This window comes from Pseudomonas sp. Pc102 (assembly GCF_018408275.1).
In the GTDB taxonomy this organism is placed as follows: Bacteria; Pseudomonadota; Gammaproteobacteria; order Pseudomonadales; family Pseudomonadaceae; genus Metapseudomonas; species Metapseudomonas tohonis.
Genome location: NZ_AP021905.1, coordinates 151,682 through 172,991, shown reverse-complemented (window position 1 = coordinate 172,991; position 21,310 = coordinate 151,682). Strand labels below are relative to the sequence as shown.

Here is a 21,310-nt window from a genome sequence, read left to right as displayed (position 1 = left end):
GGCCAGGCAACGCAGGGGGCGCCTGCGGCCGCATCGGTGCGGCCTGCATGAAAAATGACCGCTCGTCGCCAAAAGCGCGTTGCTCCGGCTCCGGCCATGGTCTAGCGTAAGGCCTTCGCCCGCAGCCCGCCCCGGGCCCTCGCACAAGGAGCACCCCATGCGTCTCGCCGCCCTGCCCCTGCTGTTCGCCCCGCTGCTCGCCCAGGCAGCCAGCCTGAGCGTCTGCACCGAGGCCAGCCCCGAGGGCTTCGACGTGGTGCAGTACAACTCGCTGACCACCACCAACGCCTCCGCCGACATGCTGATGAATCGCCTGGTGGAGTTCGATGCCCAGCGCGGTGAACTGGTCCCGGGCCTGGCGCAGCAGTGGGAGGTCTCGCCCGATGGCCTGAGCTACCTCTTCACGCTGCGCCCTGGCGTGCGCTTCCATGCCACCGAGTACTTCAAGCCCAGCCGCGAACTGGATGCCGATGACGTGCTGTTCAGCTTCCAGCGCATGCTCGACACCGCCCACCCCTGGCACAAGGTGGCCCAGAGCGGCTTCCCCCACGCCCAGTCGATGCAATTGCCGCAGCTGGTCAAGGCCATCGACAAGGTCGGCCCGCTGCAGGTGCGCTTCACCCTGAACAAGCCTGACGCCACCTTCCTCGCCACCCTGAGCATGGGCTTCGCCTCCATCTATTCCGCCGAGTACGCCGGGCAGTTGATGCAGGCCGGCACGCCGGAGAAGCTCAACGCCCAGCCGATCGGCACCGGCCCCTTCGTTTTCAAGCGCTTCCAGAAGGACGCAGCCGTGCGCTACGCCGCCAACCCGGACTACTTCGCCGGCAAGCCGAAGGTGGACGGGCTGATCTTCGCCATCACCCCCGACGCCAATGTGCGCCTGCAGAAGCTGCGCCGCGGCGAATGCCAGATCGCCCTCTCGCCCAAGCCGCTGGATGTCCAGGCCGCGACCCAGGATGCCAGCCTTAAGGTGCTGCAGACCCCGGCCTTCATGACGGCCTTCGTCGGCATCAACAGCCAGCACCCACCGCTGGACCAGGCCAGGGTGCGCCAGGCCATCAACCTCGCCTTCGACAAGCAGAGCTACCTGAAAGCGGTGTTCGAGGGCAGCGCCAGCGCCGCCAGCGGCCCATACCCGCCCAACACCTGGAGCTATGCCAAGGACCTGCCCGGCTACCCCCACGACCCGGAAAAGGCTCGCGCACTGCTGGCCGAAGCCGGCTTCAAGGACGGCTTCAAGACCACGATCTGGACACGCCCCTCCGGCAGCCTGCTCAACCCCAACCCCAGCCTTGGCGCCCAACTGCTGCAGGCCGACCTGGCCAAGGTCGGCATCCAGGCCGAGATCCGCGTGATCGAGTGGGGCGAGCTGATCCGTCGCGCCAAGGCCGGCGAGCACGACCTGCTGTTCATGGGCTGGGCCGGTGACAATGGCGACCCGGACAACTTCCTCACCCCGCAATTCTCCTGCGCCTCGGTGCAGTCCGGCCTCAACTTCGCGCGCTACTGCGACGCTGCGCTGGACAAGCTGATCAGCGACGGCAAGACCCAGGGCAGCCAGGCCGACCGCAGCGTTCTCTATATAAAGGCGCAGCAGATCATCCAGGAGCAGGCCCTATGGTTGCCGCTGGCACACCCCACCGCCTTCGCCCTGGCCCGCTCCGGCGTCGACGGCTACCAGGCCAACCCCTTCGGTCGCCAGGACTTCTCCCACGTCAGCGTGAAGCCCTGATGGAGCTGGGCGAGCGCTATCTGCCGCAGTTCCAGTTCGTCGAGCGGCACCAGCTGCCGTTGCGGGCAACCGCGCGGCAGGCGCTGGACGCGGTGGGCGATCTCACCGTGCATGACGACCCGCTGGTGCGCACCCTGCTGCGCATCCGCGAGGCGCCGGCCCGCCTGGCCGGCGCACTAGGGCGCGAGAACCGCCTCAAGGACCGGCCGCCGTTCGGGCTGCACGAGTTCACCCTGCTGGAGCGGGACGCCGACCAGGCACTGGCCTATGGATTGATCGGCCGTTTCTGGCGCAGCGACTTCGGACTGGAGCGGGTGGATGACGCCAATGCCTTCAGCGCCTATGCCGAGCCCGGTGTCGCCAAGCTGCTCATGGGCTTCCACTGCAGCCCCGGCACCGACGGCGGCATCGTCCTGCACACAGAGACCCGCGTGCACTGCCCGGACCGCCGCAGCCGCCTGCTCTTCACTCCTTACTGGCTGGCCATCCGACCGGCCAGCGGGCTGATCCGCCGCCGCCTGCTGGCAGCCATCCAGCGCCAGGTCGACGCGCCCTAGAGCCAACCGTACTCGGCCATCGACAGCGGCTCGCCATCACCCACCACGAAGTGGTCCAGCACCCGCACCTCGACCAGCGCCAACGCCTCCTTCAGGCGCTGTGTAAGCGCACGGTCGGCCTGGCTCGGCTCGGCGACCCCGGACGGATGGTTGTGGGTGAGGATCAGCGCGGCAGCGTTATGCGCCAACGCGCGCTTGACCACCTGGCGCGGGTAGACGCTGGCGCCATCGATGGAGCCATGGAACAGCACCTCGAAGGCCAGTACCCGGTGCCTGGAGTCGAGGAACAGGCAGCCGAACAGCTCGTGGGGTTCGTGGCGCAGCTGCGCCTTCAGGTAATCACGCACGGCCTGAGGACTCTCCAGCACCGAATCGCGGCGCAATCCTTCAGCCAGGTGCCGCCGCGCCATCTCCAGCACGGCCTGCAATTGCGCGTACTTGGCCGGCCCGAGGCCGAGCCGGAGGCAGAAGGAATCGATGTCCGCCTCCAGCAGGGGACGCAGGCCGCCGAAGTCGTTGAGCAGGTGGCGGGCGAGGTCGACCGCGCTCTGCCCGGAGACCCCGGTACGCAGGAAAATGGCGAGGAGTTCGGCGTCGGTGAGGGCCGCCGCGCCCTGTTCGAGAAGCTTCTCCCGCGGGCGCTCCGCCGCAGGCCAGTGACGGATGCTCATGGCACCTCCGTGGTTGAGCGGGGCCGCTGTTCCCATGCGGTCGCTGTGCTATCTTATTCCACCTTTTTTGCGCGGCGATTGGCCTGGGGAGGCGTCGTCGCCGCAGCGCAAATTCAAACATCCATAAGGCAGGCCTATGCAGCGGCTCTATCGGAAACGCATCGTACTGGGCGTGGGCGGCGGCATTGCGGCCTACAAGAGCGCGGAGCTGGTTCGCCGCCTGCGCGACCAGGGCGCGGAAGTACGGGTGGTGATGACCCATGGCGGGCGCGAGTTCATCACCCCGCTGACCCTCCAGGCCCTTTCCGGCCACCCGGTGCACCTGGACCTGCTCGACCCCGCCGCCGAAGCGGCCATGGGCCATATCGAGCTGGCGCGCTGGGCCGACCTGGTACTGATCGCCCCCGCTACCGCCGACCTGATGGCGCGCCTGACCCAGGGCGTCGCCGACGACCTGCTGACCACCCTGGTGCTGGCCACCGATGCGCCGGTCGCCCTGGCCCCGGCGATGAACCAGGCCATGTGGCGCGACCCGGCCACCCAGGCCAATGCCGAAGCCCTGGCCAAGCGTGGCCTGCACCTGTTCGGCCCGGCCGCCGGCAGCCAGGCCTGCGGCGACGTCGGCCTCGGCCGCATGCTCGAAGCCGACCAGCTCGCCCAGGCGGCCGCCGATCTGTTCCAGCACAAGGCCCTGACCGGCCGCCACGTGCTGATCACCGCCGGCCCGACCCAGGAGAACATCGACCCGGTGCGCTACATCACCAACCACAGCTCCGGGAAGATGGGCTTCGCCCTCGCCGAAGCGGCGGTGGAGGCGGGCGCCAAGGTCACCCTGATCACCGGCCCCGTGCACCTGCCCACGCCCGACCGGGTCAACCGCATCGACGTGGTCAGCGCCCGCGACATGCTCGCGGCCTGCGAGGCGGCGATGCCCTGCGACCTGCTGATCGCGGCGGCCGCCGTGGCCGACTACCGCCCGGAAGTGGTGGCGGCGCACAAAATGAAGAAGGACCCCACCAGCGGCGAAGGCCTGCTGCTGCAACTGGTGCGCAACCCGGATATCCTCGCGACCCTCGCCGGGCGTGCCGATCGCCCCTTCAGCGTGGGCTTCGCCGCCGAGACCGAGAACCTGCTCGAATACGCCTCGCGCAAGCTCAAGGACAAGAACCTCGACCTGATCGTCGCCAATGATGTGGCCAACCCCAGCATCGGCTTCAACAGCGAGGAAAACGCGATCACCATCATCGATCGCGCGCTGCACCAGAACAGCTTCGCGCAGACCAGCAAGGGCAAGATCGCCCGCCAGCTGATCGCCTTCATCGCCGAACGCCTCAACCAGGCCTGAGACCCCATGCACTCACTGCAAGCAAAGATCCTCGACCCCCGCATCGGCCGCGACTTCCCGCTGCCCCAGTACGCCACCCCGGGCTCCGCCGGCCTCGACCTGCGCGCCATGCTCAAGGAAGACCTGACCCTGGAGCCGGGCCAGACCGTGCTGATCCCCACCGGGCTGTCCATCTACATTGCCGACCCGGGCCTCGCCGCGCTGATCCTTCCGCGCTCGGGCCTGGGCCACAAGCACGGCATCGTGCTGGGCAACCTGGTCGGCCTGATCGACTCCGACTACCAGGGCGAACTGATGGTCTCCTGCTGGAACCGCGGCCAGAGCGCCTTCACCATCGCCATCGGCGAGCGCATCGCTCAGCTAGTCTTGGTGCCAGTCGTGCAGGCGCACTTCGAGCTGGTCGACCAGTTCGACGAAAGCCAGCGCGGCGCCGGCGGCTTCGGTCACTCCGGCAGCCACTGATTCGGAACGACTTCAGGATGATCCGCGGGGGGACCTTCAGTGAAACTCTTCAAGCGCAACGCCAAGGACGCCGACACCGAGATCCTGGCCAGCCCTGCCGAAAAGAAGACGCCAGCCCGGGACAAGGGCCTGGGCGAGCTGCTGCCCGGCGCCATCGCCGCGGCCCTGGGTGTCGCCGCCGCTGGCGTGCTGCTCTGGGCCGCGCTGATCAACGGCGCCCAGCAGACCCAACGCAACCAGCTCAGCCAGGCCTGGGGTGAAAGCCAGGCCGGTGCACTGCGCCAGGCCCTGGCGCAGCTCGTCGCCGATACCGCCGCCGCCGCTCGCAACCCGGCCCTGGCCGAGGCGCTGAACAGCGGTGATGCCGGCCAGGTGCAGGCCGCCGAGCGCGGGCTCGGCTACTGGAACGCCGTGGTCGACGCGCACCTCAACCTGCCAGGCCAGGCCCAGCAAAACAGCCAGCGCGCAGCCCCGATGAACTTCGCCGCCCTGGACATGCTGCGCCGCGTCGAGGCCGGGCAGAAGCCCGCGCCCGAAGCCTATCGGGTCGGCCAGCGCTGGCTGGTTTACAGCGCCGCGCCACTGCGCCTGACCGACAGTTCACCGGTGCAGGGCACCCTGCTGCTGGTGGTGGACCTCGAACGCCTGCTCGGCGCCCTCGCGCCGCTGCCCGATGGCGTCGGCCAGTTGCAATTCACCCAGCAGTTCGGCAACGCCCCGGCGCAGACCCTGGCCTCACGCGGCGCGCAAGCCGAAGGCACGCCCATCGCGCTGAACACCGGCAACCCGAACTGGAAGCTGTCGTTCACCCCCGGCGCGCAACTGAGCGATTCGGGCATGTCGCCGATCCTGCTGGCCATCGCCGGGCTGCTGGCCCTGGCCGGAGCCCTGGTCGGCCTCTATCTGCTGCGCGGCAGCCTGCAACGCAAGTTGCTCATGGACGTCGTGCAGCTCAATCAGATGGTGCAAGAACTCTCCAGCGGCAAAAGCGTCAAAGCCTTCAGTCTGCGCCTGTCGGCGCTTGAGGCCCTGGCCCAGTCGCTCGCGCGACAGTCGCGGCGCAAGTCTGAGCCGGCGGCGGGCAGCGCTAACGGCGATCGGCAACCCGGCCCGGCGGTTACCCCCGCCCCGGCCCAGATGATCGAGCCACCCGTGTTGGCCGATCCGCTTTTCCAAGATACCGACATCCTCGATATCGACATCCTCGACGAAGACCAGGACCTCCTGGGATTGGAGCAAGCCCCCGCCATGAGCACCCCGCAAGCAGCACCCACCCTGCCCGCAAGCATCTTCCGCGCCTACGACATCCGTGGCGTGGTCGGCGATACCCTGACCGCCGAAACCGCCTACTGGGTTGGCCGCGCCATCGGCTCCGAGAGCCTCGCCCGTGGCGAACCGAACGTCTCGGTCGGCCGCGACGGCCGCCTCTCCGGCCCCGAGCTGGTGCAGGCGCTGATCCAGGGCCTGCTGGACTGCGGTTGCCAGGTCAGCGATGTCGGCATGGTGCCGACCCCGGTGCTCTACTACGCCGCCAACGTGCTGGCCGGCAAGTCCGGCGTGATGCTCACCGGCAGCCACAACCCGCCGGACTACAACGGCTTCAAGATCGTCGTCGCCGGCGAGACACTGGCCAACGAGCAGATCACCGCGCTGCACACCCGCATCAAGGAAAACGACCTGGCCAGCGGCGTCGGCAGCGTCGAGCAGGTCGAGATCCTCGACCGCTACTTCAAGCAGATCCGCGACGACATCGCCATGGCCAAGCCCATGAAGGTGGTGGTGGACTGCGGCAACGGCGTGGCCGGCGTGATCGCCCCGCAACTGATCGAAGCCCTGGGCTGCACCGTCATCCCGCTGTACTGCGACGTGGACGGCACCTTCCCCAACCACCACCCGGACCCGGGCAAGCCCGAGAACCTGGTCGACTTGATCGCCAAGGTGAAGGAAGAGAAGGCCGACCTGGGCCTGGCCTTCGACGGCGACGGCGACCGCGTCGGCGTGGTGACCAACCAGGGCACCATCATCTATCCCGACCGCCTGCTGATGCTGTTCGCCAAGGACGTCGTCTCGCGCAATCCGGGCGCCGACATCATCTTCGACGTCAAGTGCACCCGCCGCCTGACCGCGCTGATCAGCGGCTACGGTGGCCGCCCGGTGATGTGGAAGACCGGCCACTCGCTGATCAAGAAGAAGATGAAGGAGACCGGCGCGCTGCTGGCCGGCGAGATGAGCGGCCACATCTTCTTCAAGGAGCGCTGGTTCGGCTTCGACGACGGCATCTACAGCGCCGCCCGCCTGCTGGAGATCCTCAGCCAGGACAAGCGCGACGCCGAGCACGTGTTCTCCGCCTTCCCCAGCGACATCTCGACGCCGGAGATCAACATCACCGTCACCGACGAGAACAAGTTCCGCCTGATCGAGCGCCTGCAGCGCGACGGCACCTGGGGCGACGCCAACCTCACCACCCTGGACGGCGTGCGCGTCGACTATCCCAAGGGCTGGGGCCTGGTACGCGCCTCCAACACCACGCCGGTGCTGGTGCTGCGCTTCGAGGCGGACACCGAGGAGGAGCTCGAGCGCATCAAGGAAGTGTTCCGCGCCCAGCTCTACACCGTAGCCCCCGACATCAACCTGCCGTTCTGATCCACCGGAGCCCTGCATGACCCTCAGCCGTGACGCCGCATCCCAAGTCGCCCAGGTCCTGTCCGAAGCGTTGCCGTACATCCGCCGCTTCGTCGGCAAGACCCTGGTCGTGAAATACGGCGGCAACGCCATGGAGAGCGACGAGCTGAAGGCCGGGTTCGCCCGCGACATGGTCCTGATGAAGGCCGTGGGCATCAACCCGGTGGTCGTGCATGGCGGTGGCCCGCAGATCGGCGACCTGCTCAAGCGCCTGTCCATCGAGAGCCACTTCATCGACGGCATGCGCGTCACCGACGCGCAGACCATGGACGTCGTGGAGATGGTCCTCGGCGGCCAGGTGAACAAGGACATCGTCAACCTGATCAACCGCCACGGCGGCAGCGCCATCGGCCTCACCGGCAAGGACGCGGAGCTGATCCGCGCCAAGAAGCTCACCGTCAGCCGCAAGACGCCGGAGATGACCCAGCCGGAAATCATCGACATCGGCCATGTGGGCGAAGTCACCGGGGTCAACACCGAGCTGCTGAACATGCTGGTGAAGGGCAATTTCATCCCGGTCATCGCGCCCATCGGCGTGGGCCCGGATGGCGAGTCCTACAACATCAACGCCGACCTGGTGGCCGGCAAGGTGGCGGAAGCGCTGAAAGCCGAGAAGCTGATGCTGCTGACCAACATCGCCGGCCTGATGGACAAGCAGGGCCAGGTGCTCACCGGCCTCTCCACCGAGCAGGTCAACGAGCTGATCGCCGACGGCACCATCTACGGCGGCATGCTGCCGAAGATCCGCTGTGCCCTCGAAGCGGTGCAAGGCGGCGTGACCAGCGCCCACATCATCGACGGCCGCGTGCCCAACGCGGTGCTGCTGGAGATCTTCACCGACAGCGGCGTCGGCACCCTGATCTCCAACCGCAAGCGTCACTGAGCCTTCCCGAAGCCCAGGCGGTAGTCGAATAAGCCGGAGCGATCCGGCTTATTCATATCCGCGATCCACCCATCTCCGCTCTTGCCGTGGCGCGCCCGGGCGTCGAAGCTGGCCGCTCACTGCATGGAGCACGAGCATGGCCGCCACACCCCCCTCCCTGAACGACTTCACCTTCCTCATGCCGCTGCGCGTGCGCTGGGCAGAAGTGGACCCGCAAGGCATCGTCTTCAATGGCCACTACCTGACCTATGCCGACGTCGGCATCACCGAATACTTCCGCGCGCTGGGCATTCGCTACCCGGAGGACCTGGCACAGGACGGCGGCGACTTCTTCGCTGTGCGCACGCTCCTGGAATACCTGGCCCCGGCGCGCTTCGACGACGAACTGTCCATCGGCGTACGGGTAGGCCGGCTGGGGGGCTCGAGCCTCACGTTCAACATCGGTATCTGGCGCGGCGAGGCGGCCTTGACGGCGGGCGAGATCGTCTACGTCCACGCGGACGGCACGAGCCGCAGCAGCAAGCGGCTGCCGGACTGGCTGCGGGAGAAGGTCAGGGCATTCGAGCGGCGTGCCGCCGAGGGTTGATGCGGCTCAGCGCTGCAGCAGCTGGGCCAGGCGCTCACGGTCGGCGGCGAAGCCGGCCTGGGCATTCTTGCGGTCCTGCTGGTAGCGGGTGATGTCCTGCTCCAGGCGTTGCTGCTCGGCACGCAGGTTGTCGATCTGCGACACCAGTTGCTCCGGCACCTGGCGCCCGGCACGCTCGTTGTCGGCGGCCTGGGCCTGCAGGTTGGCCTGCTGGGTGCGCAGGGATTGCTGGTTGCCACGGGCCACGCTGATCAGGCCGTCGAGCTCGGCCAGCTTGCGCTGCAGAGCGCGATCGACATCCTCGACGCTGGTGTAAAGGCGCAGCAGCTGCGCATCGGAGCCGGCACGGGCCTTTTCCTCCTGCATGCGCTTGCGCTCTTCCAGGGTGGGCGCCGGCGGTATGGTCTTGACCACACGGCCCTGGTCGTTGAGGACCTCGTAGCCCTTGTCGATGTACTGCGAGGGCACCCCGAGCCGGTCGAGCACAATCACGCCCTTGTCATTGGTGTAGCGATAGAGCTCGGCTTGCGCCAGAGCAGGCATCAACACACCCATGAGCAAGGCAAAGCGGACTGCACCGGATTTCGGCATAGGGACACCCTGTCGTTGTTGGCGAATCAGATTCCGTAACTGGCGCGGTAGCTTTCGACCGCAGGCAGATACGTCTTCAGTTCAGCATCACCTGCGAGATATTCCAGCACCTGCTCCAGGGAGACGATGCTCACCACCGGCATGCCGAAGTCGCGCTCGACTTCCTGGATGGCGGACAGCTCGCCCTTGCCGCGCTCCTGGCGGTTGAGGGCGATGAGCACGCCGGCGGCCTGGGCCTGCTGCGCCTGGATGATCTGCATGACCTCGCGGATCGCGGTCCCGGCGGTGATCACGTCATCGATGATCAGCACGCGGCCGGCCAGCGGGGCGCCCACCAGGGTGCCGCCTTCGCCGTGATCCTTGGCTTCCTTGCGGTTGAAGCACCAGGGGATGTCGATGCCATGGTGCTCGGCCAGCGCCACCGCCGTGGAGGCGGCCAGGGGAATGCCCTTGTAGGCGGGCCCGAACAGCACATCGAAGGGAATGCCGCTGTCGACCACCGCCGCCGCATAGAAGCGACCCAGCTGCGACAGCGCGAGCCCGCTGTTGAACAGGCCGGCATTGAAGAAATAAGGGCTGGTACGCCCGGACTTGAGAGTGAACTCACCGAAACGCAGCACACCGCGTTCGATGGCGAAGCGAATGAAATCGCGTTGATACGCCTGCATGTAAAAGCCCCGGACGGCACGGATTTAGCTAAATAGAAAGAGCTCGGGTATCATACACGCACGAGTTTTTAGGGGCCATTTATGCGGATCATCAGTGTGAACGTGAATGGTATTCATGCGGCAGCCGAGCGAGGACTCCTCAGCTGGCTGCAGGCACAGAATGCCGACGTGATCTGCCTGCAAGACACCCGCGCCTCTGCCTTTGATCTGGACGACCCGGCCTTCCAACTGGACGGCTATTTCCTCTATGCCAGCGATGCTGAAGTGCCAAGCCAAGGCGGCGTGGCGCTTTATTCGCGTTTGCAACCCAAGGCAGTGATCTGGGGTCTCGGTTTCGAGACCTGCGATCGTTATGGGCGCTACCTGCAGGCGGACTTCGACAAGGTGAGCATCGCCACCCTGCTGCTGCCTTCGGGCCAGGGCGGCGACGAGAACCTGAACCACAAGTTCAAGTTCATGGACGACTTCACCCACTACCTGAACAAGCAGCGCCGCAAGCGCCGCGAGTACATCTATTGCGGCTCGCTCTACCTCGCCCACCAGAAGCTGGATGTGAAGAACTGGCGCGATTGCCAGCAACTGCCCGGCTTCCTCGCGCCGGAGCGCGCGTGGATGGACGAGGTGTTCGGCACCATGGGCTACGTGGACGCACTGCGCGAAGTCAGCCGCGAAGGCGACCAGTACAGCTGGTGGCCTGACAGCGAGCAGGCCGACATGCTCAACCTCGGTTGGCGTTTCGACTATCACATCCTCACGCCGGGGATGCGCCGCTCCGTACGCAGCGCACGCCTGCCGCGCCAGCCGCGCTTCTCCCAGCATGCGCCGCTGATCGTCGACTACGACTGGCTGCTGAGCATCTGAAATCGCAAGCATGAAAAAAGCCGGCATCAGCCGGCTTTTTCGTTTCCGCGATGGCTACTTCACCGGGCGCCAGGTGAAGGGATAGCGATAGGCCTGGCCTTCGTTGGCCTTGATGCCACCGATGATGGTCAGTACCAGCGCTATCAGACCCACCAGCGGCAACAGCACGAAGCCGATCAGCACCAGCATCAGCAGCATGCACAGCAGGCCGGCGAGGGTCACGGTGATCTGGAAATTCAGCGCTTCCTTGCCCTGCTGGTCGATGAACGGATCGACGTCCTTCTTCACCTGCCAGAGAATCAGCGGGCCCAGCAGATTGCCGAAAGGCAGCACCACGCCGAGGAAAGCGGCGAAATGGCAGAACATCGCCCATTGCCTAACTTCCTGGTTGGGCTGCGGAACTTGGGTTGGCTCATTCATGCGTGTTTCCTCGGGTGGGTGATCAGTCGACCAGCGCGGCGCGCTGCAGCTCGAACAGCTCGGTGACGCCCTGCTTGGCCAGGGCCAGCATGGCGGTCAGCTCTTCCGGCTGGAAGGGCGCGCCCTCGGCAGTGCCCTGTACCTCGATGAAGCCGCCGGCATCGGTCATGACCACGTTCAGGTCGGTTTCGGCGGCGGAATCTTCAAGGTAGTCCAGGTCCAGCACCGGCTCGCCTTGGTAGATGCCGACGGAAACGGCGGCGACCATCTGCTTCAGCGGCTCGCCCTTCAGCGCGCCACGCTTCTTCAGGACCTTCAGCGCATCCACCAGGGCGACCATGGCGCCGGTGATGGACGCAGTGCGGGTGCCGCCGTCGGCCTGGATCACATCGCAATCCAGGTAGATGGTGTTCTCGCCCAGCTTGCTCATGTCCAGCGCGGCACGCAGCGAGCGACCGATCAGGCGCTGGATCTCCAGGGTACGGCCACCCTGCTTGCCACGGCTGGCCTCGCGCTGGTTACGCTCGCCGGTGGCGCGCGGCAGCATGCCGTACTCGGCGGTGAGCCAACCCTGGCCCTGGCCCTTGAGGAAACGCGGCACGCCGGATTCGACGCTGGCGGTGCAGATCACCTTGGTATCCCCGAATTCGACCAGCACCGAGCCTTCGGCATGCTTGGTGTAGTTGCGGGTGATGCGGATCGAACGCAGCTGGTCAGCCGCGCGGCCACTGGGACGTTTCATCTGGGAATACCTGTCGAGGGGAAAATCTGACGGCCATTATAGAGGGCAGCCAGCCGCTGGGACATCGCCGCGTTGGGAGGGCCGCCGCTCTGGGCTACAATCGCCCTCTTCAACCCTGCCAACACCGAGAGGAAACCCATGGTGCACAGCATGACCGCCTTTGCCCGCGTCGAGCAGGCCGGCACCCACGGCACCCTGATCTGGGAACTGCGCTCGGTCAACCATCGCTACCTCGAGCCCCACCTGCGCCTGCCCGAGTCCTTCCGCGACCTCGAAGGCGCAGTGCGCGAAGCGCTGCGCCAGGGCATCTCCCGCGGCAAGGTGGAATGCACCCTGCGTTTCGCCGAGGAAAATGCCAGCCAATCCCTGCAGGTGGACCGCGAACGCGCCGCGCAACTGGTCGAGGCCGCCGAGGCCGTCGCCGCGCTGGTCAAGCAGCCGGCTCCGCTGAATCCCCTGGAGATCCTCGCCTGGCCGGGCGTCCTGGTCGCCGATTCGGCCGACCCGCAGGCGCTCAACGCCGCCGCCCTGAACGTCTTCGCCAAGGCCCTGGAGGAACTGCGCAATGGTCGCGCCCGCGAGGGTGCCGAACTGGCACGGCTGCTCAACGAGCGCCTCGACGGCATCCTCGAGGAGGTCGAGGCCCTGCGCAAGCTGGTGCCGCAGATGCTCGCCAACCAGCGCCAGAAGATCCTCGACCGCTTCGGCGAGATGAAAGCGGAGCTGGACCCCCAGCGCCTGGAGCAGGAACTGGTCCTGCTGGCGCAGAAGAGCGACGTCGCCGAAGAACTGGACCGCCTGAGCACCCATGTCGGCGAAGTCCGCCGCGTGCTCAAGGCCGGCGGCGCGGCAGGCCGTCGCCTGGACTTCCTGATGCAGGAACTCAACCGCGAAGCCAACACCCTGGGCTCCAAGGCCTTCGACCCGCGCTCCACCCAGGCGGCGGTCAACCTCAAGGTGTTGATCGAGCAGATGCGCGAACAAGTGCAGAACATCGAGTAAGAGACAGACACATGAGCGTCACTCCCGGCACCCTCTACATCGTTTCCGCGCCCTCCGGCGCCGGCAAGACCAGCCTGGTCAAGGCCCTGATCGACGCCGAGCCGCAGGTTCGCGTATCGGTCTCCCACACCACCCGCGGCATGCGCCCGGGCGAGGTGGACGGCATCAACTACCACTTCGTCAGCCGCGAACAGTTCGTGCAGATGCTCGAGCATGGCGACTTCCTGGAGCACGCCGAGGTCTTCGGCAACCTCTACGGCACCTCGCAGCGCTGGCTGCAGAAGACCCTCGCCGAAGGTTTCGACCTGATCCTCGAGATCGACTGGCAGGGCGCCCAGCAGGTCCGCCACCTGATGCCCCAGGCCAAGTCCGTCTTCATCCTGCCGCCGAGCCAGGAAGCCCTGCGCCAGCGCCTGGACAATCGGGGACAGGACAGCGCCGAGATCATCGAGCGGCGCATGCGCGAAGCCGTCAGCGAGATGAGCCACTACGTCGAATACGATTACCTGGTGATCAACGACGACTTCGACGTGGCCCTGGAAGACCTCAAGGCGATCTTCCGCGCCAACCGCCTGCAGCAGGCGCACCAGCAACTGGCCCACGGCGCCCTGCTGGCGCAGCTGCTGGACTGACCGCCCGGAAGCGCTGTTAAATCAGCGCTTCCATAAATGCTGGTGATTTTTTAGACTATCCAGTCCGCTCGCCCACTCGGGCAAATGCTTCCGCATCCAAATCTAGTGCTACGAGGAACACCATGGCCCGCGTTACCGTTGAAGACTGCCTGGACAACGTCGATAACCGCTTCGAGCTGGTCATGCTCGCGACCAAGCGTTCCCGTCAGCTCGCTACCGGCGGCAAAGAGCCCAAGGTAGCCTGGGAAAACGACAAGCCCACCGTTGTGGCCCTGCGTGAAATCGCTGCCGGCCTGGTGGACTACGACGTCATCGCCCAGGACGACATCGTCGAGGACGAGCCGCTGTTCGCCGCATTCGAGGACGAGGCCAACGAGGCCCTGTAAGTCCATGCCGGGTCGACGTCGTACGGCGCAGGGCCGCAACAGCCGGGAAGGAGCATCACCTTGCCGAGCATAGACGCCCTCGCCGAACGCCTTTCGACCTACCTCGGCAATGACCAGGTCAACCTGGTCCGCCGAGCGTATTTCTACGCCGAGCAAGCCCATGACGGGCAGCGCCGCCGCAGCGGCGAGGCCTACGTCACCCACCCGCTCGCCGTCGCCAGCATCCTCGCCGACATGCACATGGACCATCAGAGCCTGATGGCCGCGATGCTGCACGACGTCATCGAGGACACCGGCATCGCCAAGGAAGCGCTCACCGCGCAATTCGGCGATACCGTCGCGGAGCTGGTGGACGGGGTCAGCAAGCTGACCCAGATGAACTTCGAGTCCAAGGCCGAGGCCCAGGCCGAGAACTTCCAGAAGATGGCCATGGCCATGGCGCGCGACATCCGCGTGATCCTGGTCAAGCTGGCCGACCGCCTGCACAACATGCGCACCCTGGAAGTGCTGTCCGGCGAGAAACGCCGGCGCATCGCCAAGGAAACCCTCGAAATCTACGCCCCCATCGCCAACCGCCTGGGCATGCACAGCATGCGCATCGAGTTCGAGGACCTGGGCTTCAAGGCGATGCACCCGATGCGCTCCGAGCGCATCCGCGCAGCCGTCCGCCGCGCGCGGGGCAACCGCAAGGAAATCGTCAACAAGATCGAGGAATCGCTGACCCACTGCCTGGCCCGCGAAGGCATGGAAGGCGAGGTCATCGGCCGCGAGAAACACCTCTACAGCATCTACAAGAAGATGCGCGGCAAGCGCCGGGCGTTCAACGAGATCATGGACGTCTACGCGTTCCGCATCATCGTCGACAAGGTCGATACCTGCTACCGCGTGCTCGGCGCCGTGCACAACCTGTACAAGCCGCTGCCAGGCCGCTTCAAGGACTACATCGCCATCCCCAAGGCCAACGGCTACCAGTCCTTGCACACCACGCTGTTCGGCATGCACGGCGTGCCCATCGAAATCCAGATCCGCACCCGCGAGATGGAAGAGATGGCCAACAACGGCATCGCCGCCCACTGGCTCTACAAGTCCGCCGAGGACGACCAGCCCAAGGGCACCCACGCCCGCGCCCGCCAATGGGTCAAGGGCGTGCTGGAACTGCAGCAGCGTGCCGGCAACTCCCTCGAATTCATCGAGAGCGTGAAGATCGACCTGTTCCCGGACGAGGTCTACGTCTTCACGCCCAAGGGCCGCATCATGGAGCTGCCCAAGGGCTCCACGGCCGTCGACTTCGCCTACGCGGTGCACACCGACGTCGGCAACACCTGCATCGCGTGCCGCATCAACCGCCGCCTGGCGCCGCTGTCCGAACCGCTGCAGAGCGGCGAGACGGTGGAGATCGTCACCGCCCCCGGCGCGCGGCCCAACCCGGCCTGGCTCAACTTCGTGGTCACCGGCAAGGCCCGCACCCACATCCGCCACGCCCTCAAGCTGCAACGCCGCTCCGAGTCCATCAGCCTCGGCGAACGCCTGCTGAACAAGGTGCTGGCCGGCTTCGAAAGCGGCCTCGACCGCATCGCCCCCGAGCGTGTGCAGGCCGTGCTGGCCGAGTACCGCCTGGACGTGATCGAAGACCTGCTCGAAGACATCGGCCTGGGCAACCGCATGGCCTATGTGGTCGCCCGGCGCCTGCTGGCCAGCGAAGGCGAGCAGTTGCCCAGCCCCGAGGGCCCACTGGCGATCCGCGGTACCGAAGGCCTGGTGCTCAGCTATGCCAAGTGCTGCACGCCGATCCCGGGCGACCCCATCGTCGGCCACCTGTCCGCCGGCAAGGGCATGGTCGTGCACCTGGAAAGCTGCAAGAACATCGGCGACATCCGCCACAACCCGGAGAAGTGCATCCAGCTTTCCTGGGCCAAGGACGTCGCGGGCGAGTTCAACGTCGAACTGCGCGTCGAACTGGAGCACCAGCGCGGCCTCATCGCCCTGCTGGCCAGCAGCGTCAACGCCGCCGACGGCAACATCGAGAAGATCAGCATGGACGAGCGCGATGGCCGCATCAGCGTCGTCCAGCTGGTGGTCAGCGTGCACGACCGCGTGCACCTGGCCCGCGTGATCAAGAAGCTGCGCGCGCTGAAAGGGGTGATCCGCATCACCCGGGTGCGCGCGTAGCAGAACCCCCAGGACCAAGGAGTTCCGCATGAGCAAGACCGTGATCAACAGCGACAAGGCCCCCGCCGCCATCGGCACCTACTCCCAGGCGATCAAGGCCGGCAACACCGTCTACATGTCCGGGCAGATCCCGCTCGACCCCAAGACCATGGAGCTGGTGGAAGGCTTCGAAGCCCAGACCGTCCAGGTGTTCGAGAACCTGAAAGCCGTCGCCGAAGCCGCTGGTGGCTCCTTCAAGGACATCGTCAAGCTCAACATCTTCCTCACCGACCTGTCGCACTTCGCCAAGGTCAACGAAGTGATGGGCCGCTACTTCGAACAGCCCTATCCCGCCCGTGCCGCCATCGGCGTCGCCGCCCTGCCGCGCGGCTCGCAGGTGGAAATGGACGCCATCCTGGTGATCGAATAACGATCGCCCGTGCGGGGCGCAGGCCCCGCCGCTCCACCCGCTTCAGGAAGGAACCCGCCATGCGCTCGACCCTCGCCCTGCTGATCGCCACGGCCGTCCTCGCCGGCTGCTCCAGCGCGCCCACCGACCCGAGCGGCATCTGGATCAACCAGACCGCCATCGACGAGGCCGCCAAGGAGGGCAAGCTGCGCGAATCCCTGCTCGCCTACGGCCCCAACCTGGAATGGCAGATCGACGCCAAGGCCGGCACCGCCAACTACAGCAACGGCTTCGAGCTGGGCGAAGGCCGCCTGGTCAACCAGGGCAAGGCACACTGGCGCGTCGACTTCTACGGCGATGAATTCCACGAGCAGCTCAGCCTCGATGGCAAGGAACTGGTACAGAAAGCCAGCGAGAACCTGCCCGAGCAGCGCTTCGTCCATCCCGCCAAGCCCGCCGCGGCCGACGCCCCGGAAGGCAGCAGTTTCGAATATGCCCTCTACCAGGCCTACCTCGGCGGCACCTGGAAGATCCTCGAAGGCACGGGCCAGGGCGGCCTGGTGCTGTTCCACCCCGACGGCCGCCTCGAAGGCCTGCCCGGCGCCGACCGTTTCGCCCTGTGCCTGGCGGGCGACTGCGCGGCCATGAGCGGCGAAAACGACAGCATCTGGCTGCAACTGGGCGCCCAGGGCAACCCCTGGATCTTCGTCCACGACGGCAACCGCCTGGAGATACTCGAGGCCGGCAACCGTTCGCAGATCGACGAGATGCCCGAGTACGCCCCCGGCAAGCGCGCCTGGCTGCTGGAACGCCAGTAGGCCCTCAGCAGGCGCCGGCCACCAGCCACGCGCCCAACGCCGCCAGCAAGGCCCCGCAGGCCCTGTCCAGCAGCGCCACCCGGCGCTGCAGCCAGAGCCGCCAGCGCGAATGCCCCAGCAGGCGCACCAGCCCCATGTCCCAGGCCAGCACCACCAGGGTCATCCACAGCATCGACAGCCCCAGCCCCCATCCGGGCATCGCCGCACCCCGCAGCGCGCCGAACAGCCCCGCGTAGAAGATCGGCAGCTTGGGGTTCAGGCTGCTCGCCGCCAGCCCCTCCAGCATTCCCCGCCGCCAGGAGCCCTCCGCTCCGGTATCGCCCTCCCCGGGCAGTTGCAGACGGCGCCGCGCCATCAGCGCCTGCCCACCCAGCCAGAGGAAGTAGGCGCCGCCCAGCAACTGCAGCCCCCGCCACAACCCGCCGCCCTCGGCCGGTAGCAGGCTCAATGCCAGCAGCACCAGCAGCATGCTCGCCAGGTTGGCCAGGGCGATGCCCGCCGCGCAGCCATCGGCATGACGGCGGCCCCGGGTCAGGGCGGCACGCAACAGCAGGAAGAAGTCCGGGCCGGGGGACAGCAAGGCGGCGAAGTGGGTGCCGGCGACCAGCAGGAACAGAGCGAACATCGAGAGGGCCTCCAGAATCGAGGCACCAGTGTCATGGCCTGGCAGCGGCCCGGTCTTGGAGAAAACTCAGGTGCGCGCGGCGCGGCGGAACTGCCCCGGGGTCACCCCGGTGAAACGCTTGAAGGTGCCGGAGAAGTGCGCCTGGTCGTAGAAGCCGAGGCCGAGCGCCACCTCCAGCGGCGTCTGGTCCCCCAGCAGCAGGCGCTTGGCTTCGCGCACCCGGCGCTGCAGCAGGTAGGTGTGCGGCGGCACGCCATAGGCACGGCGGAACGCCTCGATCAGGTGGCGCGGATGGCGCTGCACCAGTGCCGCCAACCGCTCCAGGCTGACGGCCTCGGCATGGTGGGCCTCCAGGTAGTCGCGCAGGAAGGCGGTCATGCCCCCATCCCGGCTCGCCGGCGCCGCTGCGCGCAACCCGCCATGGCGCACGAAGACGCGCTCCAGCAGCGCCAGCAGCTCGCTTTCCAGGGTCAAAGGATCATTGCGCCCGAATTCCTCGGCCAGGCGCGCCAGCCCCGCCGCGACGGCACCGTCATCCACCGGATTGAGCGCGGTGAAGCCGGTCGGCAGGCGCTTGCGCCCCAGCAGCGCCGGGAGGCGTGCTTCCTCGACATAGAGCATGCGGTAGACCAGCCGCTCGCTGATGGCATGCCCGGTATGCGGCTCCTCCGGGTTCATCAGCGACAGCGTGCCCGCCGCCAGGGCATGGCGCGCGCCCCGGCACTGGTAGCCGCCGATACCCTGGAGGATCGCGCCGATGGCGAACGCATCGTGGCTGTGACGGCCGAAGGGCTGCCCGGAGAAATCCGCATGGAACAACTCCACCCCCGGCAGCCAGGGACGGGCGAGCATGCGATTGGCGTCCAGGCTCAGGCCCCCTTCAGCACGGCGGCGTAGCCTTCGCGGTAGCTGGGGTAGAGCGGTTGCCAGCCCAGCGCCCGGGCACGGGCGTTGCTGCAGCGCTTGCTGCCGGCACGGCGCACGGTGGACTCCTCCGCCCACTCGGTGACACCCAGGGTCTCGCGCAGCCAGCCCACCACTTCGTGCAGCGGCGCCGGCGCATCGTCGACGCCCAGGTAATCCCCGGCAAGCTCGACACCGCGGGCATCGGCCTGGAGCAGGAAGGCCAGCAGGCCGGCGGCGTCTTCGGCGTGGATGCGGTTGGCGAACAGCGGCGGCTCGCTCACCACGCGGTAGCCCATGCGCACCTGCTTCAGCAGCCATTCGCGGCCGGGGCCGTAGATGCCGGTCAGGCGCACCACGGTCGCCGGGATGCCGCTGCTGCGGGCGAGGCGCTCGGCCTCCAGCATGATCCGCCCGGAATAGCTCTCCGCCTCGGCAGGCGAATCCTCGTCGACCCACTGGCCATCCGCCTGGGCGTACACGCCGCTGCTGGACACGAAGAGCAGGCGACGCGGGCGCTGGCCGGACTGCTCCAGCCAGGCCAGCACATGACGCAGCCCCTCGACATAGGCGGAGCGGTAGCCGGGCTCGTCGTGCCGGGTGGCGGCGGCGCAGTAGACCAGGTAGTCCAGCTGGCCCTGCGGCCAGGCCTGCGGGCGGGCGGGCGCCTCAAGGTCACCCGCGACCGGCAGCACGCCGAGGGGCAGCGCCGAGGCATTTCGTCGCAACCCATGGACGGGCCAGCCCGCTTCGAGCATACGTAAGGCGAGCCGGCTGCCGACATCGCCGCAGCCGGCGATCAGCAAGGAGGGGGAGGCGGACATAGGGGGTGGGCTCCAGGGAAAAGTGCAGAGCATAGGGGGCGCAGGAGCAATCGCCAAACCCCCGCCGCCGGGCCGGACAAAGGTAATAAAGTTACATTGTCACTTTTATAAACAAGAATTACTTGCAATAATGTTCGCCCTTTTGTCCGTGATACCTCTATCGAATACGGACGAAACCGCAATTTTCTTTTCAGGTCCGGCCATGAAACCTATTGCATCCCTCGTCCAGCCCACCCTCGTCTCTCGCTTTTCCCGCCCCGTCGCGGCGCTGATGATCAGCCTGATGCTGCTCCCGGCTGGCGCGGCGCTGGCTGAGGAACCCACCAGTGCCGCCCCGGCAGCGGTCGAGGCCCCGGCAACCGCAGCGGCATCGGGTGCCGCGCAGGCCGCCCCGGCGCAGGCTGGCGCACCGGAGTCCCTCGGACTGACCGCCCTGCGCGAGTCCATCGACACCCTGGGCCCGCAGGCCACCCCGGAGCAGATCCGCGAGGCGACCCGCCAGAAGATGCAGGAGCGTGGCGCCTCCGCCGAGGAGATCACCACCACCATGGACCGCCTCGCCGAAGGCGAGAAGCTCGGCCAGGACCTGGCCGCCGCGCTGAGCGGCGCCGCCCTGGATGGCGCGCTGGCCGGCGAGGAAGCCGACAACGGCCTGGGCCACGACCTGTCGCCCTGGGGCATGTACCAGAACGCCGACGTGGTGGTTAAGGGCGTGATGATCGGCCTGGTACTGGCCTCGATCCTCACCTGGACCGTCTGGGTCGCCAAGGGCATCGAGCTGCTGGGCGCCAAGCGCCGCCTGCGCGAGGAGCTGGCCCGGCTGAAAGCTGCACGCAACCTGCCGGAAGCCGCCGAAAGCGCCAGCCGCGAAGGCAGCCTGTCACGCGTCCTGGTGCACGACGCCCTGGAAGAGATGAAGCTCTCGGCCAACACCCGCGAGAAGGAGGGCATCAAGGAGCGCGTCAGCTTCCGCCTTGAGCGCCTGGTCGCCGCCAGCGGCCGGCAGATGAGCCAGGGCACCGGCGTACTCGCCACCATCGGTTCCACCGCCCCCTTCGTCGGCCTGTTCGGCACCGTGTGGGGCATCATGAACAGCTTCATCGGCATCGCCAAATCCCAGACCACCAACCTCGCCGTGGTCGCCCCCGGCATCGCCGAGGCCCTGCTGGCCACCGCCATGGGCCTGGTCGCGGCGATCCCCGCCGTGGTGATCTACAACGTCTTCGCCCGCTCCATTGCCGGCTACAAGGCCCAGGTGGCCGACGCTTCCGCCCAGGTCCTGCTGCTGGTCAGCCGCGACCTGGACCACCTGCCTGCCGACCGCAGCCAGGCCCCGCACATGGTCAAGGTGAGCTGATCC

Annotated in this window: 23 protein-coding genes; 15 read left to right on the top strand and 8 right to left on the bottom strand. The window is 67.1% G+C overall.

The features are described from left to right. The first annotated feature begins 157 nt into the window (after positions 1–157). Together PHLH3_RS00850 and PHLH3_RS00845 are read left to right on the top strand one after the other, a co-directional pair. Positions 158–1,735 (top strand): ABC transporter substrate-binding protein, encoded by a 1,578-nt coding sequence (locus PHLH3_RS00850; protein WP_213627614.1) that lies wholly within the window; start codon positions 158–160, stop codon positions 1,733–1,735. Continuing rightward, on the top strand, positions 1,735–2,292 hold the full coding sequence (locus tag PHLH3_RS00845) for a hypothetical protein (RefSeq protein ID WP_173178543.1): 558 nt from the start codon (positions 1,735–1,737) through the stop codon (positions 2,290–2,292). Before PHLH3_RS00850 ends, PHLH3_RS00845 begins: the two co-directional genes overlap by 1 nt. Here the strand turns inward: PHLH3_RS00845 and radC are convergent. Continuing rightward, complete coding sequence (radC, locus tag PHLH3_RS00840) at positions 2,289–2,963, bottom strand: DNA repair protein RadC (RefSeq protein ID WP_111262963.1); 675 nt, start codon at positions 2,961–2,963, stop codon at positions 2,289–2,291. The genes PHLH3_RS00845 and radC overlap by 4 nt on opposite strands. Before the next feature lie 136 nt (positions 2,964–3,099). Here radC and coaBC point away from each other — a divergent pair, with 136 nt between their 5' ends. The 5 genes from coaBC to PHLH3_RS00815 all read left to right on the top strand — a co-directional run bounded on the left by coaBC (position 3,100) and on the right by PHLH3_RS00815 (position 8,921). Next, positions 3,100–4,308 (top strand): bifunctional phosphopantothenoylcysteine decarboxylase/phosphopantothenate--cysteine ligase CoaBC, encoded by a 1,209-nt coding sequence (coaBC, locus tag PHLH3_RS00835; RefSeq protein ID WP_111262962.1) that lies wholly within the window; start codon positions 3,100–3,102, stop codon positions 4,306–4,308. 6 nt (positions 4,309–4,314) lie between these two features. Further along, on the top strand, positions 4,315–4,770 hold the full coding sequence (dut, locus tag PHLH3_RS00830; protein WP_111262961.1) for a dUTP diphosphatase: 456 nt from the start codon (positions 4,315–4,317) through the stop codon (positions 4,768–4,770). Between the two features lie 1,248 nt (positions 4,771–6,018). Next, positions 6,019–7,413 (top strand): phosphomannomutase/phosphoglucomutase, encoded by a 1,395-nt coding sequence (gene algC, locus PHLH3_RS00825; protein WP_213630375.1) that lies wholly within the window; start codon positions 6,019–6,021, stop codon positions 7,411–7,413. 16 nt (positions 7,414–7,429) lie between these two features. Next, positions 7,430–8,335 (top strand): acetylglutamate kinase, encoded by a 906-nt coding sequence (gene argB / locus PHLH3_RS00820; protein WP_111262959.1) that lies wholly within the window; start codon positions 7,430–7,432, stop codon positions 8,333–8,335. Between the two features lie 136 nt (positions 8,336–8,471). Next, the gene (locus PHLH3_RS00815; protein WP_213627612.1) at positions 8,472–8,921 is read left to right on the top strand and encodes a thioesterase family protein; all 450 of its coding nucleotides are present in this window, start codon (positions 8,472–8,474) and stop codon (positions 8,919–8,921) included. A 6-nt stretch (positions 8,922–8,927) separates the two neighbouring features. Here the strand turns inward: PHLH3_RS00815 and PHLH3_RS00810 are convergent, their stop codons facing one another. After that, on the bottom strand, positions 8,928–9,512 hold the full coding sequence (locus tag PHLH3_RS00810) for a DUF4124 domain-containing protein (RefSeq protein WP_173178546.1): 585 nt from the start codon (positions 9,510–9,512) through the stop codon (positions 8,928–8,930). Between the two features lie 26 nt (positions 9,513–9,538). Continuing rightward, positions 9,539–10,180 carry an orotate phosphoribosyltransferase gene (gene pyrE / locus PHLH3_RS00805; RefSeq protein WP_111262956.1) on the bottom strand — a complete coding sequence of 214 codons (642 nt, stop codon included), beginning with the start codon at positions 10,178–10,180 and terminating at the stop codon, positions 9,539–9,541. An 81-nt stretch (positions 10,181–10,261) separates the two neighbouring features. Here pyrE and PHLH3_RS00800 point away from each other — a divergent pair, with 81 nt between their 5' ends. Then, positions 10,262–11,041: an exodeoxyribonuclease III gene (locus PHLH3_RS00800; protein WP_031287526.1), complete on the top strand. Its 780-nt coding sequence runs from the start codon at positions 10,262–10,264 to the stop codon at positions 11,039–11,041. A gap of 54 nt (positions 11,042–11,095) precedes the next feature. Here the strand turns inward: PHLH3_RS00800 and PHLH3_RS00795 are convergent, their stop codons facing one another. Both PHLH3_RS00795 and rph read right to left on the bottom strand, forming a co-directional pair. After that, the gene (locus PHLH3_RS00795; RefSeq protein ID WP_111262955.1) at positions 11,096–11,461 is read right to left on the bottom strand and encodes a DUF4870 domain-containing protein; all 366 of its coding nucleotides are present in this window, start codon (positions 11,459–11,461) and stop codon (positions 11,096–11,098) included. A gap of 22 nt (positions 11,462–11,483) precedes the next feature. Then, positions 11,484–12,203: a ribonuclease PH gene (gene rph / locus PHLH3_RS00790; protein WP_111262954.1), complete on the bottom strand. Its 720-nt coding sequence runs from the start codon at positions 12,201–12,203 to the stop codon at positions 11,484–11,486. A 138-nt stretch (positions 12,204–12,341) separates the two neighbouring features. Between rph and PHLH3_RS00785 the strand changes: the two genes are divergently transcribed. From PHLH3_RS00785 to PHLH3_RS00760, 6 genes are all read left to right on the top strand, one after another. Continuing rightward, positions 12,342–13,205: a YicC/YloC family endoribonuclease gene (locus tag PHLH3_RS00785; RefSeq protein WP_213627610.1), complete on the top strand. Its 864-nt coding sequence runs from the start codon at positions 12,342–12,344 to the stop codon at positions 13,203–13,205. Between the two features lie 11 nt (positions 13,206–13,216). Beyond that, complete coding sequence (gene gmk, locus PHLH3_RS00780) at positions 13,217–13,837, top strand: guanylate kinase (RefSeq protein ID WP_213627608.1); 621 nt, start codon at positions 13,217–13,219, stop codon at positions 13,835–13,837. A 122-nt stretch (positions 13,838–13,959) separates the two neighbouring features. Next, a complete protein-coding gene (gene rpoZ / locus PHLH3_RS00775) occupies positions 13,960–14,223 on the top strand; it encodes a DNA-directed RNA polymerase subunit omega (RefSeq protein ID WP_111262951.1) in 264 nt (87 codons plus the stop codon). A 60-nt stretch (positions 14,224–14,283) separates the two neighbouring features. Continuing rightward, on the top strand, positions 14,284–16,392 hold the full coding sequence (gene spoT, locus PHLH3_RS00770; protein ID WP_111262950.1) for a bifunctional GTP diphosphokinase/guanosine-3',5'-bis pyrophosphate 3'-pyrophosphohydrolase: 2,109 nt from the start codon (positions 14,284–14,286) through the stop codon (positions 16,390–16,392). 28 nt (positions 16,393–16,420) lie between these two features. Continuing rightward, positions 16,421–16,801, top strand: a complete 381-nt coding sequence (locus tag PHLH3_RS00765) for a RidA family protein (protein WP_021218912.1) — start codon at positions 16,421–16,423, stop codon at positions 16,799–16,801. Positions 16,802–16,860: 59 nt separating this feature from the next. Next, positions 16,861–17,598: a hypothetical protein gene (locus PHLH3_RS00760; protein WP_213627606.1), complete on the top strand. Its 738-nt coding sequence runs from the start codon at positions 16,861–16,863 to the stop codon at positions 17,596–17,598. A 4-nt stretch (positions 17,599–17,602) separates the two neighbouring features. Here the strand turns inward: PHLH3_RS00760 and PHLH3_RS00755 are convergent, their stop codons facing one another. The 3 genes from PHLH3_RS00755 to PHLH3_RS00745 all read right to left on the bottom strand — a co-directional run bounded on the left by PHLH3_RS00755 (position 17,603) and on the right by PHLH3_RS00745 (position 19,950). Next, positions 17,603–18,223 carry a LysE family translocator gene (locus tag PHLH3_RS00755; protein ID WP_213627604.1) on the bottom strand — a complete coding sequence of 207 codons (621 nt, stop codon included), beginning with the start codon at positions 18,221–18,223 and terminating at the stop codon, positions 17,603–17,605. A gap of 66 nt (positions 18,224–18,289) precedes the next feature. After that, positions 18,290–19,090 carry an AraC family transcriptional regulator gene (locus tag PHLH3_RS00750; RefSeq protein WP_213630374.1) on the bottom strand — a complete coding sequence of 267 codons (801 nt, stop codon included), beginning with the start codon at positions 19,088–19,090 and terminating at the stop codon, positions 18,290–18,292. Between the two features lie 2 nt (positions 19,091–19,092). Then, a complete protein-coding gene (locus tag PHLH3_RS00745; RefSeq protein ID WP_213627602.1) occupies positions 19,093–19,950 on the bottom strand; it encodes an SDR family oxidoreductase in 858 nt (285 codons plus the stop codon). 202 nt (positions 19,951–20,152) lie between these two features. Here PHLH3_RS00745 and exbB point away from each other — a divergent pair, with 202 nt between their 5' ends. Next, on the top strand, positions 20,153–21,307 hold the full coding sequence (exbB, locus tag PHLH3_RS00740) for a tonB-system energizer ExbB (RefSeq protein ID WP_213627600.1): 1,155 nt from the start codon (positions 20,153–20,155) through the stop codon (positions 21,305–21,307). Positions 21,308–21,310: the final 3 nt, after the last annotated feature.

Excerpts from the sequence above, each read along its gene's own strand:
- exbB (WP_213627600.1), top strand. The coding sequence starts at position 20,153 with ATGAAACCTATTGCATCCCTCGTCCAGCCCACCCTCGTCTCTCGCTTT.
- dut (WP_111262961.1), top strand. The coding sequence starts at position 4,315 with ATGCACTCACTGCAAGCAAAGATCCTCGACCCCCGCATCGGCCGCGAC.
- PHLH3_RS00745 (WP_213627602.1), bottom strand. The coding sequence starts at position 19,950 with ATGTCCGCCTCCCCCTCCTTGCTGATCGCCGGCTGCGGCGATGTCGGC.
- PHLH3_RS00845 (WP_173178543.1), top strand. The coding sequence starts at position 1,735 with ATGGAGCTGGGCGAGCGCTATCTGCCGCAGTTCCAGTTCGTCGAGCGG.
- PHLH3_RS00755 (WP_213627604.1), bottom strand. The coding sequence starts at position 18,223 with ATGTTCGCTCTGTTCCTGCTGGTCGCCGGCACCCACTTCGCCGCCTTG.
- PHLH3_RS00850 (WP_213627614.1), top strand. The coding sequence starts at position 158 with ATGCGTCTCGCCGCCCTGCCCCTGCTGTTCGCCCCGCTGCTCGCCCAG.
- radC (WP_111262963.1), bottom strand. The coding sequence starts at position 2,963 with ATGAGCATCCGTCACTGGCCTGCGGCGGAGCGCCCGCGGGAGAAGCTT.
- argB (WP_111262959.1), top strand. The coding sequence starts at position 7,430 with ATGACCCTCAGCCGTGACGCCGCATCCCAAGTCGCCCAGGTCCTGTCC.
- PHLH3_RS00810 (WP_173178546.1), bottom strand. The coding sequence starts at position 9,512 with ATGCCGAAATCCGGTGCAGTCCGCTTTGCCTTGCTCATGGGTGTGTTG.
- PHLH3_RS00800 (WP_031287526.1), top strand. The coding sequence starts at position 10,262 with ATGCGGATCATCAGTGTGAACGTGAATGGTATTCATGCGGCAGCCGAG.
- algC (WP_213630375.1), top strand. The coding sequence starts at position 6,019 with ATGAGCACCCCGCAAGCAGCACCCACCCTGCCCGCAAGCATCTTCCGC.
- coaBC (WP_111262962.1), top strand. The coding sequence starts at position 3,100 with ATGCAGCGGCTCTATCGGAAACGCATCGTACTGGGCGTGGGCGGCGGC.
- rph (WP_111262954.1), bottom strand. The coding sequence starts at position 12,203 with ATGAAACGTCCCAGTGGCCGCGCGGCTGACCAGCTGCGTTCGATCCGC.
- PHLH3_RS00765 (WP_021218912.1), top strand. The coding sequence starts at position 16,421 with ATGAGCAAGACCGTGATCAACAGCGACAAGGCCCCCGCCGCCATCGGC.
- gmk (WP_213627608.1), top strand. The coding sequence starts at position 13,217 with ATGAGCGTCACTCCCGGCACCCTCTACATCGTTTCCGCGCCCTCCGGC.
- PHLH3_RS00815 (WP_213627612.1), top strand. The coding sequence starts at position 8,472 with ATGGCCGCCACACCCCCCTCCCTGAACGACTTCACCTTCCTCATGCCG.
- pyrE (WP_111262956.1), bottom strand. The coding sequence starts at position 10,180 with ATGCAGGCGTATCAACGCGATTTCATTCGCTTCGCCATCGAACGCGGT.
- PHLH3_RS00795 (WP_111262955.1), bottom strand. The coding sequence starts at position 11,461 with ATGAATGAGCCAACCCAAGTTCCGCAGCCCAACCAGGAAGTTAGGCAA.
- PHLH3_RS00785 (WP_213627610.1), top strand. The coding sequence starts at position 12,342 with ATGGTGCACAGCATGACCGCCTTTGCCCGCGTCGAGCAGGCCGGCACC.
- PHLH3_RS00760 (WP_213627606.1), top strand. The coding sequence starts at position 16,861 with ATGCGCTCGACCCTCGCCCTGCTGATCGCCACGGCCGTCCTCGCCGGC.
- rpoZ (WP_111262951.1), top strand. The coding sequence starts at position 13,960 with ATGGCCCGCGTTACCGTTGAAGACTGCCTGGACAACGTCGATAACCGC.